The sequence below is a fragment of the Facklamia sp. P9177 genome, assembly GCF_050409585.1.
GTDB lineage: Bacteria > Bacillota > Bacilli > Lactobacillales > Aerococcaceae > Facklamia.
The window spans coordinates 71,209-88,457 of the sequence record NZ_JBNUPE010000007.1 but is presented as its reverse complement, the minus strand read 5'-3'; the positions used below and the strand labels follow the sequence as shown (position 1 = coordinate 88,457).

General features: G+C 37.6%; 12 protein-coding genes and 1 pseudogene. 10 read left to right on the top strand and 3 right to left on the bottom strand.

The genetic code is table 11. The features are described 5' to 3' along the window. The 3 genes and pseudogenes from ACQV18_RS05315 to ACQV18_RS05305 form a co-directional block, all read left to right on the top strand. On the top strand, nt 1-1,117 hold a 1,117-nt coding region (locus tag ACQV18_RS05315; protein ID WP_428892674.1), incomplete at its 5' end, for a LysM peptidoglycan-binding domain-containing protein. 301 nt (nt 1,118-1,418) lie between these two features. Then, nucleotides 1,419-1,499: pseudogene (locus ACQV18_RS05310) on the top strand (LysM peptidoglycan-binding domain-containing protein); the annotation flags it as partial. 229 nt (nt 1,500-1,728) lie between these two features. Beyond that, nucleotides 1,729-1,986 (top strand): N-acetylmuramoyl-L-alanine amidase family protein, encoded by a 258-nt coding sequence (locus tag ACQV18_RS05305; protein WP_428892675.1) that lies wholly within the window; start codon nt 1,729-1,731, stop codon nt 1,984-1,986. A 158-nt stretch (nt 1,987-2,144) separates the two neighbouring features. Here the strand turns inward: ACQV18_RS05305 and ACQV18_RS05300 are convergent, their stop codons facing one another. After that, nucleotides 2,145-3,560, bottom strand: a complete 1,416-nt coding sequence (locus ACQV18_RS05300) for an aspartate ammonia-lyase (RefSeq protein WP_428874470.1) — start codon at nt 3,558-3,560, stop codon at nt 2,145-2,147. 115 nt (nt 3,561-3,675) lie between these two features. Between ACQV18_RS05300 and ACQV18_RS05295 the strand changes: the two genes are divergently transcribed. The 4 genes from ACQV18_RS05295 (at nt 3,676) to ACQV18_RS05280 (ending at nt 8,728) form a co-directional block, all read left to right on the top strand. Beyond that, complete coding sequence (locus ACQV18_RS05295; RefSeq protein WP_428874471.1) at nt 3,676-4,614, top strand: LysR family transcriptional regulator; 939 nt, start codon at nt 3,676-3,678, stop codon at nt 4,612-4,614. 92 nt (nt 4,615-4,706) lie between these two features. Further along, on the top strand, nt 4,707-6,071 hold the full coding sequence (gene fumC, locus ACQV18_RS05290) for a class II fumarate hydratase (protein WP_428874472.1): 1,365 nt from the start codon (nt 4,707-4,709) through the stop codon (nt 6,069-6,071). A 17-nt stretch (nt 6,072-6,088) separates the two neighbouring features. Further along, the gene (locus ACQV18_RS05285; protein ID WP_428874473.1) at nt 6,089-7,258 is read left to right on the top strand and encodes an NAD(P)-dependent malic enzyme; all 1,170 of its coding nucleotides are present in this window, start codon (nt 6,089-6,091) and stop codon (nt 7,256-7,258) included. 75 nt (nt 7,259-7,333) lie between these two features. Then, on the top strand, nt 7,334-8,728 hold the full coding sequence (locus tag ACQV18_RS05280) for an MATE family efflux transporter (RefSeq protein ID WP_428882332.1): 1,395 nt from the start codon (nt 7,334-7,336) through the stop codon (nt 8,726-8,728). 64 nt (nt 8,729-8,792) lie between these two features. Here ACQV18_RS05280 and gdhA read toward each other — a convergent pair whose 3' ends face one another. After that, on the bottom strand, nt 8,793-10,139 hold the full coding sequence (gene gdhA / locus ACQV18_RS05275) for an NADP-specific glutamate dehydrogenase (RefSeq protein ID WP_428874475.1): 1,347 nt from the start codon (nt 10,137-10,139) through the stop codon (nt 8,793-8,795). 468 nt (nt 10,140-10,607) lie between these two features. On the opposite strand from gdhA, the gene ACQV18_RS05270 reads away from it, so the two are divergent. The 3 genes from ACQV18_RS05270 to ACQV18_RS05260 all read left to right on the top strand — a co-directional run bounded on the left by ACQV18_RS05270 (nt 10,608) and on the right by ACQV18_RS05260 (nt 13,809). Further along, the gene (locus ACQV18_RS05270) at nt 10,608-11,636 is read left to right on the top strand and encodes a DUF308 domain-containing protein (RefSeq protein ID WP_428875010.1); all 1,029 of its coding nucleotides are present in this window, start codon (nt 10,608-10,610) and stop codon (nt 11,634-11,636) included. 105 nt (nt 11,637-11,741) lie between these two features. Beyond that, the gene (gene proB / locus ACQV18_RS05265; RefSeq protein ID WP_428874477.1) at nt 11,742-12,551 is read left to right on the top strand and encodes a glutamate 5-kinase; all 810 of its coding nucleotides are present in this window, start codon (nt 11,742-11,744) and stop codon (nt 12,549-12,551) included. Between the two features lies 1 nt (nt 12,552). Further along, nucleotides 12,553-13,809, top strand: coding sequence for a glutamate-5-semialdehyde dehydrogenase (locus tag ACQV18_RS05260; RefSeq protein ID WP_428892673.1), 1,257 nt, complete (start codon nt 12,553-12,555; stop codon nt 13,807-13,809). Nucleotides 13,810-14,424: 615 nt separating this feature from the next. Here ACQV18_RS05260 and ACQV18_RS05255 read toward each other — a convergent pair. Then, on the bottom strand, nt 14,425-17,130 hold the full coding sequence (locus tag ACQV18_RS05255) for a cation-translocating P-type ATPase (RefSeq protein ID WP_428873454.1): 2,706 nt from the start codon (nt 17,128-17,130) through the stop codon (nt 14,425-14,427). Nucleotides 17,131-17,249 lie beyond the last annotated feature (119 nt).

The following is a 17,249-nucleotide window of genomic DNA, read 5'->3' as shown; positions in this document are numbered from 1 at the left end:
AAAACCAAGCACACCGACAGTAAGCAAAACTTATACGGTAAAACGAGGCGATTGGTTAGCAAAAATAGCTGACATGCATGGGATTACGGTTGCACAATTGAAGTCTTGGAATAATTTAAAATCAAATTATATTTACACAGGGGATATTTTATATGTTTCTCAACCAAATTTAACATCGAATCTGAATCCCTCCAAGCCAGATAGTAATACTCAAGTTGCAGTAAAAACTTATGTCGTTCAAAATGGCGATTCTTTATATTCAGTCGCTAAAAAATTTGGAGTCTCTGTTTCCAATTTAAAGAAATGGAATGAAATGACTTCCAATACTCTTTATGCTGGATATACTTTAATAGTGAATAATGCCCAACCTGCCTCTCCGATTGTACAAATTGAAGATCAAGGTAAACAATATAGGGAAAATCAATCAGTAAAGCATACACCTTATGAGTACAGTTACCACATTGTTCAAGAGGGAGATAGTATAGAAACAATTTCTTGGCAGCATGAAATGAAAGTTAGCGAATTGAAAAAAATTAATAATTTAACTTCTAATCGCTTAAGTGTCGGTCAAAAAATTCTTATTTCTAAAGTCCCAACTCAAGAAAAAGTTAATGTTGAACCGAATGAGGTAAGTAATGCCAATGTTGAGCGTTTATTAGATATTGCAAGAAGTTATCTGGGAGTTCCTAAATACTCACCCGAACATCGTGCGTTAGTCGATGCTTATAATCGGATTTATCCAAAACCGGTTGGTTACAGCTTGACGTATGATGATGATTGGTGTGATGCTTTTGTAACTCACATCGCAGATGAGGCCGGCCTTTCTCACTTAACTGGGCGAGAAGTAGGTGTTGAACGTCATAAAAACATTGTGAAGAATAAAGGAATTTGGATGGGGCTTACCAAGCCCAAGGCTGGAGATATTGTCTTCTTCAACTGGGATGGTTATCGTAACGGTTGGGGGCATCATATTGGAATCGTAGAGTCTTATAATAATGGATTAATTACAACTTTCGAAGGAAATACCCGAGTGAATGATTCCAAACTAATGGTCGCTCGCAAAGAGTTTGCATGGGATAGTATCTACATTCAAGGTTATGGACGTCCACGTTATTAAACATAAACTATTAAAAAGGTTGAACGTTGATAGACGTCCAACCTTTTTTACTTTGAATGACTATTATTACAATCTTTGAGAAGCTATTAAGATTATATTTCAATTTTAGATATATGTTTCTTCATTTATAATTGAATTGCAAAACATTCAATTAAATTATAAATGAAGAACTCCTAATGAAAGGTAATTTGTTGAAATCAAGTATAATAACTATTTCTATGTCAGCACTTGCTGCCGTTTCAGTCTCAAGTCTTGCGCCCAACAATTCCATCTATGCTCAAGAAAGCAATGTTTTATACGGAGCTACACAGTAAAAGCGGGTGATGCCAAATATCGCATTGCAATTAACCATGGCATGACGATGGATGAATTGGAAGAGTAAAATGGCTTAATAAGTAATTTAATCCATCCAGGTGATGTCTTAAAGGTACGCATTAAAGACAAGAAAGAACTTGAAAATAATCCAGTAGAAGAAGCAGAGACTAAAAACCTAGAGGATAATTCGAGACCTTTAGCTGATGAAATTGCAACAATCGGTCAATCAATAATCTGTGTATCTAAGGCGAAAACCTATATTGTTCGTCGAGGTGATCGGTTAGGCAAAATAGCTAATATGCACGCTTTATCATGATCGCTCTGTAGATGTCCCAAGATATTCAACTCTACCATATCATACCAATGAAAAGATCGTTGAAGGCAAGCGCTTAGCTGATAGTATTCAGAACTCATTAGTAGCTACAATTGGGGGGCTAGCTAGTCAAGGAATACACCCTCAAAACCTTCACGTGACACCTACTACAGACATGCCTGCAGCTTTAGTGGATCTTGGCTTTATGGATAATCCTACCGAATTGAAAAAAACTGACTGATTCCGTTTATCAAGCTAAATTAGTTGAGGGATTGATTAATGGTATTAATACTTACTTTAATGACTAAATAAAAATAAGACTTTGCAAATCATATTTGATTTTGCGAAGTCTTTTTATTTTAAAAACCACCTGAATTTTCAGGTGGTTCTCTTTTTAAATTATTTATGACTAATTCCAGGACTTGTCATTTTTTCTGGAGCTAAAATACTTTCTAATTCTTCTTCATCTAGTATCTCTTCAGATAAGATGATATCTCTAACACGTTCATTGTTATTGAGTGCCCGTTTGGCAATTTCGGCAGCCTTCTGATAGCCAATATGAGGTACTAGGGCAGTAATCGTTCCGACACTTTGATCAACAAGTTCTTGACAACGTTCAGGATTAGCAGTGATGTCGGCAATACAATTATCAATAAAGGTCGCAATGCCATTTTGAAGAATTTTAATTGACTCAAAGAGTGAATAGAAAATGACAGGTTCAAAGGCATTCAATTCCAATTGTCCAGCCTCGACTGACATGGCGATTGTAGTGTCATTACCAACAACTCGATAAGCAATTTGACTCACTACTTCAGGAATAACAGGGTTTACCTTACCTGGCATAATAGAAGAGCCGTTTTGCTTTTTAGGTAGGTTAATTTCGTTAAAACCTGTTTTTGGTCCTGAAGACATCAAACGTAAGTCGTTAGCAATTTTTGAAAGACTAAGAGCGAATGTTCTTAGAACACCTGAAACAGCTGAAAACGAATCAATGTGCTGTGTGCCATCTACTAAGTCTTCGCTTTGTTGTAATGAAAGGTCGGTAATTTCAGCTAGAGTAGGAACAATTTGTTCGACATATTCCACATCCGCATTCAAACCAGTCCCAATAGCAGTTGCTCCCATGTTTACTACTAACATCTCTTCAATTACTTGAGTAAGTCTTTGATGAGAGCGACGCACTGCGCTGGCATAGGCTTTAAATTCTTGTCCTAAACGAATTGGGATGGCATCTTGCATTTGAGTACGGCCCATTTTGATGACATCGTTAAATTCTGAGGACTTTTTAGTAAGTGTTTTTTCTAAACGCTCTATTTCTTTAAGAAGGCCTTGAGATAGTTGATAAATCGTCAATTTACCTGCAGTTGGGATGACATCATTGGTAGATTGGCCATAATTCACATGGTCATTAGGGTGAACAGGATTATATTTACCTTTTTCTTTGCCTAGGATTTCATTGGCGCGATTCGCAACAACTTCATTAATATTCATATTCATAGAAGTCCCTGCGCCACCTTGGATAGGGTCTACAATAAATTCTTGGTCTAATTCGCCTGTAAGAACTTCCTCACAAGCTTTAATGATTGCTTGCATAATTTCTTCACTGATAAGTCCCAGCTTACCATTTGTCATGGCGGAAGCTTTCTTAATATAAGCCAGGCTTTGGATAAAAATAGGATCTAGTAATTGTCCAGTAATAGGGAAATTTTCTTTTGCTCGGATAGACTGAACACCATAATAGGCAGTTTCCGGCACTTGATGAGAACCAATCGAATCATATTCTTCTCTAAATTCCTTGTTTTCAGAGTTTTTCATGGAATGCCTCCTAAAGTATTAGTATTTCTTGTTCATTATATAATGAAAGGGCTTTAACTTCAACATGGATTGAGTTATACTGGATATAACATAAATTTTATAAAGGGGTGCGGTAATGTTTCATGGAAAAGAATATGTTATGACCGTTTTTGAAGAGCAATCCTTTTCAAAAGCATCAGAACGTCTATTTGTCTCTCAACCCTCACTAAGTGCAAATGTTAAGCGGATTGAGAAACGTTTGGGTCATGATATCTTTGATCGATCCACTATACCGATCAAATTAACCGAATTTGGGGTGGAGTATATTCGTAATGCCAAGGAAATCCAACGAATAGAAGAAGATTTTCAGCAATATATTTCGAAGGTCGATAATTTACAGTATGGACGCATTGCTATTGGGGGAACAAGCCTCTTTGCTTCAATGATTTTACCCAAGTTAATGGCTAAGTTTAATGAGATTTATCCTGAAATTCAAATTGATTTATTTGAAGAAACATCAAGTAAACTAATCGCTTTATTGCACGAAGGAGAAATTGATTTACTACTTGATAACACTTTTTTAGATAGTCGTTACTATGATCATTATCAGTTTGTAACGGAATCTTTACTCTTAGCGGTTCCCGAAAAGTTTGAAGTGAATGACTTATTACAGGATTATCAGCTAAGTCTAGAAGTAATTAAAGCGCATGCTTCAGATTCTCTCAGTCTCCCGCTAAAATATTTGAAGGAATTTAAGGATGCACCCTTTGCTTTTTTGAAAGTAACCAATGATACTGGAGCTAGAGCAAGAACAATTTGTCAAGAAGCTCACTTTATTCCTAATATCGCTTTTGAAGTAGAGCAGCAATTAACGGCGTATAATATTTCTTCATCAGGTATCGCCGTTTCCTTCATTGGAGAAGCCTTGATCCAACATATTAGTCATACTGACCAAGTTAAATACTATCGTTTAGAGAGTGAAAATGCTAAACGACCGGTTAATTTCTATTGGAAGAGAGACCGCTATCAATCAAAAGCCGTCACTGCTTTTTTAGATATTTTGAGGGAAAAGTAAAATATTTTTTGTAAAGGGTTTCATTTTAGAACTTAGAGTGTATAATTGGTGATATAAGCTAAATGTTATATATTTTAAAAGGAGGAAGGCTTGTGAAAGTTAGAATTGAGCATGATTCGCTTGGAGAAATTCAGGTTCCAGCAGATAGGTATTGGGGGGCAGTGACGCAGCGATCTTATCAAAATTTTGAGATTGGTAGTGAAAAAATGCCTCGGGATGTTATTTGCGCCATTGCTTTAGTTAAAAAAGCGGCCGCAACTGCCAACCAGGCTTTAGGCGTACTCGATCAAGAACGCTCAGAACTGATTCAGCAGGTTTGTAACGAAATTTTAGCAGGCGATTTAGATGAACATTTCCCATTAATTGTTTGGCAAACAGGCTCAGGCACTCAATCTAATATGAATGTCAATGAAGTAGTTGCCAATCGTGGAAACGAGCTTGTAGGTAAACAATTACTTCATCCAAATGATCATGTTAATAAGTCTCAGTCTTCGAATGATGTTTTTCCAACAGCCATGCATTTGGCCGCATTAGTAAAAATCCATTCGCAATTGTTTCCAGTACTAGATCATATCATGGATACTTTAAGCATGATGGAAGAAAAGTACCGCCATGTTGTTAAAAATGGAAGAACCCACTTACAGGATGCTACACCCGTTACCTTTGGACAAGAAGTCAGCGGGTGGTTGTCATCGATTAAACAATCCAAAAGGATGATTGACTTAAGTTTACAACCTCTTTATGAAGTGGCATTAGGGGGAACAGCAGTCGGAACAGGCCTCAACACACCAGAAGGTTATGCTGAAAAAGTAGCACAAGTCTTAGCTGAAATAACGGATTTACCAATAGTTACTTCATCAAATAAATTTCATTCTCTAGCGAGCAAAGACGAATTAGTCTTTACACATGGGGCACTAGCAGCCTTGGCAAGCGATATGATGAAAATCGCTAATGACGTCCGTTGGCTAGCTTCCGGACCACGCAGTGGTATTGGGGAGATTACTTTACCAACCAATGAACCGGGCTCTTCTATCATGCCTGGAAAAGTGAATCCCACTCAATGTGAAGCATTAACAATGGTGGCAGCTCAAGTGATGGCTAATGATAGTTTAATGAGCTTGGCTAATTCACAAGGGAACTTTGAATTGAATGTCTATATGCCAGTGATGATTTATAACTTTATTCAATCCGTTCAATTGTTATCTGATGCGATTGCTTCATTTGATCATAAGTGTTTAGTAGGAATTGAAGTGAATGAAGGTCGTATGAAAGAACTAGTTGATCAATCGCTTATGCTTGTGACTAAGTTAAATACACATATCGGTTATGAGAAAGCGGCTGAGATTGCTAAAAAAGCTTTCAAAGAAGACACTACACTTAAAGAAGCCTGCTTAGCTCTAGGCTATCTAGAAGCAGAAGAGTTTGATCGTTTAGTTGATCCGTCTACAATGGTCTAATTAGAAAGGAAGTTAAAATGGATATTTTTGAAAAATCTTTAAAATTACATTATGATGTAGCTGGTAAAATTGAAGTAAATAGTCGTGTGAATATCGACACAGCTGAAGATTTATCTTTAGCTTACTCTCCAGGAGTAGCTGAACCTTGTCGTGTGATAGCTAAAGATTATGAAGAATCTTTTAAATTAACACGTCGTAACAATCTAGTAGCAGTTGTAACAAATGGGACAGCGGTTTTAGGTTTGGGAGATATTGGTCCAGCAGCTGGCATGCCAGTCATGGAAGGCAAATGTGCCCTATTCAAACGCTTTGCCGATGTGGACGCTTTCCCAATATGTGTGGATAGCAAAAACGTTGATGAAATCGTTGATACAATCGCTATGATTTCTAAAAGTTTTGGCGGGATTAATCTTGAAGATATCTCAGCACCCACTTGTTTTGAGATTGAAGCTAAGCTAAAAGAACGCACTGACATTCCTGTTTTCCACGACGATCAACACGGTACAGCTATTGTAACAGCAGCAGCTTTGATTAATGCTATTAAACTAACCAAAAAACCTATGGGTAAATTGAAAATGGTTATTAACGGTGCAGGAGCGGCAGGAATTGCCATTGCCAAATTATTAATTCAAATGAATTTTGGCGAAATCATTATGGTAGATCGTAAAGGGATTATTTGTGATGGGAATCCAGATTTAGATCCAGCAAAAGCAGCTATTGCAAAATTGACAAATTCTAGTAAAATGCAAGGTGAACTAGCGGATGCATTGAAAGGAGCAGATGTCTTAATTGGCGTTTCTGCCCCAGATGTTGTGAGTAAAGAAATGGTAAAATCTATGAATGAACCATTAATTTTTGCTATGGCAAATCCGGTTCCTGAAATTATGCCTGAAGATGCAATCGCAGCAGGTGCTAAAGTAGTTGGAACGGGCAGATCAGATTACCCAAATCAAATTAATAATGTTTTAGCTTTTCCAGGAATATTTAAAGGAGCTTTATCAGTGCGTGCAAAAGAAATTACTGATAAAATGAAGGAAAGAGCAGCTATCGCAATTGCAGAAATGGTAGCTGAAGAAGACTTACGCCCGGACAATATCATTGTCTCACCCCTAGCGGATGGAGTGGCAGATGCTGTAGCTAAGGCTGTAGCAGATTGTGCAGTTGAAGAAGGTGTCGCTAGAATTTAGGGGTTCGTTTAATAAATCAAAGGAGTCGGTTAGCACCCTGCTGATTGACTCTTTTACTTATAGGAGTGTTTAAGATTGAAGCAAAAGATTAATAACAGGGATTTTCTAACGCATGGCCCTATGTGGAAAGTTATCTTAACAATTTCGGCCCCCTTAATGATTAATAATTTGGTACGTACCTTTTATACTGTGGCAGACGGTTTATTTTTGGCTCAACTTTCCGCTGAGGATTTTGCAGCCTCTGCTTTTTCGTGGCCTTTAAACTTTTTTTTTATTTCACTAGGCATGGGAATAGGAGTAGCAGCCACAGCTCTTTTATCAAACTTTTTAGGGTCCAAACAGTATGAACGAGTTCAAGTATATGTAGATAATACCTTGCTGTTGACATTAAGTCTGGGTATTGTTCTTGCTTTCTTAGGTTATCTAGCAACTCCTTGGATGCTGTCAGTTATGGGCGGAAGCGGAAGTTTTTTAGACAAATCAATTATTTATTTTAAAATAAGTTTTATTGGTCTTGCCTTTGATTTTGCTTACTTCACCTACCAGGCCATCTTAAATGCTCAAGGGAACACCAAAATTATGACGGCTATTTCTGCTATTTCGATGACAATCAATATTATATTAGATCCTATATTTATTTATGACAAAGTCCCAATACTTAATGTTCCAGGTTTAGGTTGGGGAATAGCAGGTGCTGCTTGGGCTACTGTTGTATCTAAGATTGTATTAATTGTGCTAGCTATTTATGTAGTTAGCCAACAATCTAGAATTCAACCTCAATTGAAGGGGATTCGCTTTGATTGGCCAACCAGTCAACATATTATGAAATTGGCTTTACCATCTTTCTTAGGTTATGGGGGGTCTTCATTAGGATTTACGGTTATGAACGCTTTGATTACCTCATACGGAACAAATACACTGGCAGCTTTTTCTATGGTTAATCGTATTTCAGATATTGTGATGCAACCGCAAATGGGAGTAGGGATGGCACTTACTTCAATCGTTGGTCAAAATATGGGAGCCAAACTCTATACTCGCGCCAATCAAATTTTTAAACGAGCTATTATTTTCATTTTGTTTATGTCGGTAATCTCTTCTGCTTTGATGATTCTTTTCCAACAACCGATTTTAAGTATCTTCATTAAAGAATCAGCAGATAGCGACCTCTGGATGCAAGCCAAAGAGTACCTAGCTTATACAGCTTTCATTATTTTCTTTATGGGTTTATTTGCTGCCCTCAATGGTTTTTTCCAAGGCTGTGGTCAAACCAAATATTCTATGTTAATGACCTTGGGACGTTTATGGTTTATCCGTGTACCAATTGTCATGTACCTGCGTTACTTTACAGACTTAGGATCGACAGGTATTTGGATTTCTATGCTGGTTTCTAATATGTTGATTGTAGTATGGGGCTTCTATATCTATCGTAAAAAAGATTGGAAGACCTTGGTACAAAGGCAGATAGGTTAGTCTAAAAACTTAAGCAAAAATTAAAAGTGTAGGTGAAATTTTCACCTACACTTTTAATTTTTAATTATATCAGGCCATGCATCTGAATGAGTTGAACAATTTTTTGATAAGAGGCTATATCTGCTGCAGTTGCATAATTCTTACCCAAATCAAACTTTAAACAAGTTTCTTTACAGTTAGCAAAGATATCAGACATAATTGCTTGTAGTTTGTGATCGACATCTTCAAAAGACCACTGGAGACGCATTGCGTTTTGTGACATTTCTAAACCAGAAACAACCACTCCTCCCGCATTAGCTGCTTTAGCTGGAGCCCAAATAAAATCTTTACTCTGGTTGAACACCTCAATAGCTTCCGACATGCATGGCATATTGGCACCTTCAGCTAAAAAACGCACACCATTAGCGATTAAGTTTCTGGCTTGATGAGCATTTATTTCATTTTGTGTGGCACAAGGTAGGGCAATATCTGCTGCAATTTGACGCGACCAGATTGAGTCTTGTGAATAAGAAGCATGAGGGAACTCTTGAGTGTAAATAGATAGGTCTTTCTTATGGTGCGCAAGAATATCTTCTAAGTGATTAATATTGATGCCTCTTGGATCATAAAGTGATCCTTGACTGTTGGATACAGCTAATACCATTCCACCTAATTGCATAACCTTTTTGATAGCATTTAAACCAACATTTCCAAGCCCTGAGATCATAAAGCGTTTTTGTGATATTTGTTCCTTCTCTTCATTTAACATGGCTTGAAGGAAATAGATGAGACCGTACCCAGTGGCTTCTTCTCGACCAAGTGATCCATTAGCCAAGATAGGTTTTCCAGTCAAGCTTCCTAGCTCAACCCCCTTAAGGCGTTTATATTGGCCATACATATAACCAATTTCACGCTTTCCAACGCCGATATCACCGGCAGGAACATCTATTTTTTCATTAATATGTTTAGCTAGTTCAGTCATATAGGATTGACAAAAGCGCATAATCTCTTGATCAGATTTACCACGTGTTGAAAAATCACTTCCTCCTTTACCACCTCCCATAGGTAGACCAGTCAGGGCATTTTTCAAAGTCTGTTCGAAAGCCAAAAATTTCATTACACTCTCATTAACTTGTGTATCAAAACGTAAGCCTCCTTTGTAGGGGCCAAGTAAAGAAGAATGCTGGATACGATACCCCCAGTTTACATGGACTTGACCTTGGTCATCTTGCCAAGGGACTCGGAATTTAATGATTCTTTCCGGTGTAACCATACGCTCAAGTATCGCTTCTTTTTCTAGACTTTCATCTTGTTCAACTAGGGGCTCGATGGCGGATAAAAACGCTTTAACTGCCTGCAGATACTCGACTTGTTCACTGAATTTTGCTTGAAGATCATCATAAACATATTTCACATAGGGGTTTTTAAACATAATTGAGCTCCTAACTTATATTTTGAAATAAGTATAACATATAGAACAAAAGTTTAAGAGCAACCATCATGTTTGAGATCAATATAAGGTAAGTAAATTTATTTAGCGTCTATGCTAAAATATAAAAGTAATTGAAAAGAGAAAAAAGGGATGAGAATAATAAATAAGAAAAATTATTCATATATTTTAGAGGGTCTAATTTTATCAGCGCTGGGCATAGCTCTCTTGCTGTTTAAGCTAAAAATTGCAAATATACTTTTAAATGGTCTAGCTATAATCATCTTAATAATTGGAGGGGTAGATTTTCTGGCGTATCTATTGGGTCATATATTTAATAACTCATCAAAAGTGAGGTTTTCACCACCAATAATAAGTCTAGGGCAGATTATTTTTGCATGCGGACTCTTGACTAATTCGCCCAATTTTTATTTATGGATGGTGCGTTGCGTAGGAATTTATCAGTTATTATTGGCTCTCTTAAATTTCTTTTCTTATTACCTAATGTTTAAAGATAAGGCCTTTGAGCGTTATCAACGTTTAGCTTTTGCAATTGCGAATTTTATATTTGCTATTGATAGTATTTTAATAATGAATCAGGGTTATCCTGCTTTGCTTCGTTTGGGTATCTACCTTATTTTTCTTGGAATCAGCTATCTATATGATGGGGGCTTTAACCTACTTGATCTTGAAAAGCAGCATATTTGGCGAAGAAGTCTACGCCTACCCTTGCCAGTGCTCTTTTCAGCTTTGTTTCCTCAGAAGTTAATTAGAAAAGTAGATGAAATACTGATAGACACGACCCAAGATATTGAATCCGATTATAGAGCGTCACTTTTGGCTAATGAAAATGACTTGCCAAAGCAAGAAGACAATTTAATTACTATCCAAATACCTGTTGGAAAATCAACATTTGATAGGGTGGGTCATATGAACATTGCATATAAAGATACTGTTTATTTTTATGGCAATCAAGATGATGACACTAGAAATTTGTTGGATACAAGTGGAGAAGGTGTCTTGGCCTTAATTGATCGTTCAGAATATCTATCCTTTTCATTAAAAAATCGTCTGACGATTGTAGAATATGATATCGCGCTTTCTAAACAACAAGCCCAGCAGTTAGAGGAAAAGTTGAATGGCATTAAAGAAAAAACAATTAATTGGCATCCTCAATCCAAGACAGTCCTAAATTCTTTTGTAGGAAAATTGATGCGTCAAACTAAATATACAAAATTTTATAAATTCAAAGAAGGGCAATTTCAAACATATTTTGTTTTTTGGACAAATTGTGTTTTATTTTCTGATGATATTATTAAGGAAATAGGGTTGGCTCTTTCCCCTTTGGTTGGAATCCAAACGCCAGGGACTTATTATGATTTCTTGGAAAGAGAATACCAGAAAGAAAAATCAATTATTTTAGAGCGAAGAGTTTACAATCGAGCTTTAGGAAATTATTTATCAAAGCTAGAATTATCAGCGGCTAAAAAGGGAAATTAAAATTGTAAAGGGATTTTCACTTTTCAAAGAGAATAGTATGGATACTTTACCCAGACATGAAACTTTCCTATAATAAGGCTATTGAATTGTAAAAGAGGGTAGAGAATGAAACGTAGTGATTTAAAAAATGCAAAACGAATTATTATTAAGTTAGGAACAAACACAATATTGTCCGATGAAGGGATTAATTTCACTAAATTAGATCGCTTAGCTTATGTCTGTGCTAGTTTGATCCAAGAAGGTAAAGAAGTTGTCATTGTTTCCTCGGGAGCTATTGGTGTAGGGAGTATGGACTTAAATGAAGCCAACTATCCAACTACCATTGCAGACCAACAAGCAGCTTCAGCTGTCGGTCAGACGTTATTAATGGGACACTATTCTCGCTTCTTTAAATATTATGGCGTGAATGTCGGCCAAATTCTTTTAACACGAGATGTAGTTGATTATCCTCAATCGCTACAAAATGTTCAAGTAGCCATGGATACCTTATTAAGACGAAAAATTGTCCCCGTTATTAATGAAAACGATGCGGTAGCAGTTGAGGAGTTAAATCATCAAACCAAGTTTGGTGATAATGACACCTTATCTGCTATTGTAGCTAAAATTACAGATGCTGACCTTTTAATTATTCTTTCAGATGTTGATGGTTTATATGACTCAAACCCACAACAAAACCCTCATGCTCAGTTAATTGATCAAGTGACTGAAATCACACAAGAAATTCAGCAAATGGCAATGGGAAAAGGCTCAGAATTTTCAACTGGAGGTATGGCTACTAAATTGAATGCAGCCGAGGTCATCTTTACTACCGATTCATCCTTAGTCATTACCTCAGGAGCCGATCCTTCGATAATTTTTGATATTCTAAAAGGTAAAAGTATTGGAACTTTTTTCCATCGGAAAGGGGATAAATAAAATGGCAACATCGATCGAATTATTAACCATTGGAAAAAGAGCAAAAGAAAGCTTTGAAAAATTACGTAAGTTAAGCAGTCAAGCGAGAAACCAAGCTTTATTAGCTATGGCTCAATCTTTAGAAGAAAAGCAAGAAAGTATTTTAGAGCAAAATATTCAAGATGTAGAGAACGCGCGTGCGGATGGCATGGTAGCTGCCATGATCGAGCGATTAACCCTAGATGAAAAGCGTTTTGCATCAATGGTAGCAGGTATTCGAAAAATAGCTCAGTTAGCAGATCCATTAGCTAACACACGCAAGCAATGGGTGAATGAATTGGGCTTGCGCATTAGTCAAAGACCTGTCCCACTAGGTGTAATTGGCATTATTTATGAATCACGTCCCGATGTGACAGCGAATGCTTCTGGTTTATGTCTAAAAGCAGGAAATGCTGTTATTTTACGAGGAGGTAAAGAAGCCATCGCCACCAACCGAGCAATCGTTGAAGCCATTCAAGCAGGCCTTGAAATGGCTGGCTTATCTAGGTACTGTGTTCAGTTAATTACAGACCCTGATCGACAGTTAGTTACTCAACTCATGCAAATGAATCATTATGTTGACTGCTTAATACCAAGAGGAGGAGCAGGTTTAATTCAAAATGTGGTGAAAAATGCCACTGTTCCTGTTATAGAAACGGGAGTAGGCAATGTCCATATTTATATACATGAAAAAGCAGACTTTAAAATGGCTCAGACGATTGTTGTCAATGCTAAAACACAACGTCCTTCTGTATGTAATGCTGTTGAGACAATCATTGTTGATGAGGCTTTCGCTAAGGCTTACTTACCACAAATAGGAAATGCCTTGTTTGATGCCAATGTTCAAATCTTAGGAGATGAGCAAACACGTGACTTATTGCCATATTCCGAACAGGTTAGTGAGGAAGATTATGAGACAGAGTTCTTAGATTTAGTAGTGGCAATAAAAATTGTAAAAAATTATGACCAAGCGATTGACCATATCAGCCGTTTTTCAACTGGACACTCCGAAGCTATTATTACGCAAGACTATTCAGTGGCGCAAGATTTTATGAATGATGTCGATTCGGCAGCTGTTTATGTAAATGCTTCGACGCGTTTTACGGATGGTGAAGTCTTCGGATTCGGAGGAGAAATTGGTATCTCAACTCAAAAACTTCATGCCAGAGGGCCTATGGGATTAGAGGCTCTGACTACTTACAAATACCTCATTGAAGGTTCTGGTCAAATTAGAGAATAAAACAAGGGGCTGGGACAAAAGCCTTGAATAATTAAAGAAAGTCCGGTCAACGATATAATCGTTAATCGGACTTTTTCTTTAACAATATAAACAAAGAAAGCGTTTCCTGCTGTAATCGTAGTAATCACAAAGCCATTCAGGAGGGGCTTTCTATCTAGCAACAGTATACTATGAATCAAACTTGCTTGCTACTGGAAATGGATTGTTTATTCCCTGAAAATCATAATGTTTAGGCGGATTCATGAGGTAGTCAAACAGATTCAATCTGAGATTCAGCAGCTCTTAAGTGAAGAAATTGAAACGCTTAACTGAGCGATTGAATCGCAAACTGTTGCCGGAGCGGATGAACGCAAAAAGAACGCCGTCGTCTCAAAAGTATCACCGAAAAATTGCCAGGATTTTATTCCTCGTGAAGAAAAACACACCACTCATCAAGCGATATTTAACGGTCGTAATAGCTTTTCTAAGACCGATGTCGAGCGGATATTTATGGCCAATAATCTACGTAAATACCCAAAGCAGCGAGCCTAGATTGGAAAGTTACTTTCCAATCTAGGCTCGCTGTAAATATTGAGGTGGCTGAGAGGTCCTTTTGTCCCAGCTTTTTTGATAGGCTTATTGATTATATTTGTCAGCGAACCCACTTAAACGCATAATAAATTTAACAATTTCTACCACCACCACAATTGAGAGGGCGGCTGCGACAACAATTCCCCATTGTCCAGCTGTTAAAGCATGAACATCAAAGAATTGACTGATACCAGGAATTAATACAACACCTAAAAGCATTGCTCCGGATACTAAGAAGGCTAAGTTTAGCCACTTGTTGTCAAAAGGATTACGGCTGAATAGGGAAGCGAAAACGGATTTGACGTTATATGAATGGAATAGTTGGATTAAACCAAGTGTAATGAAGGCCATAGTCTCAGCAAGAACGTGTCGTTCCTCTCCTATTAAGGATGTTTGCATTGGGCCTTCAGCAGCATACCAATATACGAATAGCGTAATTAAAGCTTCTAGAATCCCTTGATAAAGGATAGAGGGTGCCACCCCAAAGGATAAGAAAGAATCTTTTTTAGTACGTGGACGGTGTGACATTACATCAGACTCTGCTTTCTCCATACCTAATGCGATAGCAGGGAAGACATCCGTTACTAAGTTAATCCACAGGATATGAATTGGTTCTAAAATCACCCAACCGAATAAAGTGGCTGTAAATAAAGTGATCACCTCTCCAAGGTTAGCAGAAAGTAAGAACTGAACAGCTTTTTGGATATTAGCAAATACTTTTCGTCCTTCTTCGACTGCTACAACTATGGTTTGGAAATTATCATCAGCTAAGACCATGTCTGAAGCACCCTTAGAGACTTCTGTACCAGTGATACCCATACCGACACCAATATCTGCTTGTTTAAGAGATGGCGCATCATTAACTCCATCACCGGTCATTGAGACAACGGCATCATTGGCTTGCCAAGCACGGATAATACGCACTTTATGCTCTGGTGAAACCCTAGCATAAACTGAGTAATTTCCAACTTCTTTAGCTAACTGATCGTCTGTAATTTCATCTAATTGGGCTCCGGTCATTACGTGACGTTCATTTTCGCTGTCATTTGGGTCTAAGATAGTTAAACGTTCAGCAATGGCCTGAGCAGTCATTGCGTGGTCTCCTGTGATCATGACAGTACGAATACCAGCCATACGCGCTTTTTCAATAGAAGCTTTGGCTTCTGTTCTTTCTGGGTCAATCATACCGACTAAACCAGTGAAAACTAGGTCCTTTTCTAAGGTTTCCGTTGTAACTTCAGCGGGAATCTCATCAATTATTTTATAGGCACCTGCTAAAACTCTTAATGCTTGCCGACCTAATTTAGCATTGACTTCTATAATTTCTTCTCGATCAGCCTCAGTCATTGCAGTAACTTCTTGGGCTTTTTGAATAGAGCTTGAGCGCTTAATTAATTGATCAGGAGCTCCTTTAACAAAGACTAGATAACGGCCATCATCGGTCTCATGAATGGTTGACATTAATTTACGGCCTGAATCAAAAGGAATTTCCTCTACTCGAGGGAATTGTCTTAATTGTCCTTTGAGATCCATCCCATGGTCTAAGGCGTATTGAATGAGGGCTGTTTCAGTAGGGTCACCGTTGACATTTCCTTGAGCATCGACTTTAGAGTCATTAGGGAAAGCGAAAGAGCAAATAAATTTACCATTATTATCAAGTGGATCTTGAGCATAATGCAATTGACCATCATAATAAACCTTTTCAACAGTCATTTGATTCAGTGTTAAAGTACCGGTTTTGTCTGAACAAATAACCATAGTTGATCCTAAAGTTTCAACAGCAGGAAGAGTTCTTACCAAGGCATTTCTGGCAGCCATGGTTCGCGTGCCTAAAGATAGAATAATGGTTGAAATAGCAGGTAAGCCTTCTGGAATAGCGGCAACTGCCAATGAAATAGAAACTAATAACATTTGAATTGGCGAGAATCCTTTAAGAAAGACACCAACAATAAAAGTTATGATAGCGATTGCGATAATTAAATAGGTAAGTGTTTTACCCAATTTTTCTTGGTCTTTTTGAAGTGGAGTGAGCTGCTTTTCCGTCGAAGACAACATGGCTGCAATATGTCCAACTTCTGTATCCATCCCTGTGTGAGTGACGATTCCTAAAGCGCGCCCATAGGTAATATTGGTTGAAGAGAAAGCCATATTGGATCGATCACCAATCCCAGCTTCTTTTTCAATAACCGCTTCGGCATGTTTTTCAACTGGAACAGATTCGCCAGTTAGTGCCGCTTCTTCGACTTTTAAGGAATTGGTTTCAACTAAGCGTATGTCCGCAGGAACGATGTCACCAGCTTCTAAACTAACTACATCACCAGGAACAAGTTCAGTTGATTTGATTTTCATATATTCTCCATCGCGTAATACGTTGGCTTCAGGTGAAGACATATCACGCAAGGCGTTAATGGCATCTTCGGCCTTAGCCTCTTGGAAAACTCCAAGCACTGCATTTAATAGGACAACAATCAGAATAATAATTGAATCAGTTGGTCCTTCTCCCTCCATATATCCAACAAATGCAGATATGACAGAAGCAACTAACAGAACAATGATCATAAAATCTTTAAATTGGTCCACAAATTTTTGTAGAAGAGACCTTGTTTCTTCTTCTTTCAAGGTGTTTTCACCGTATTGCTCCAAACGCTTTTTTACTTCTGTTTGACTTAATCCGCTCTTAATATCGGTATCTAATTCGCTTATAATCTCTTGATTTGATTTAGTATAAGCAACAAAATCTTTGCTAGACATCCACTTTCCCCCTTTAATTTAACGTGTTTATAAGATTGACTTCGAATAGAAAAAAGACTCATGCCACTTGGGCAACACAAAGCTGCGCTCAATGGCATAAGTCTCACTATTTCAGACTG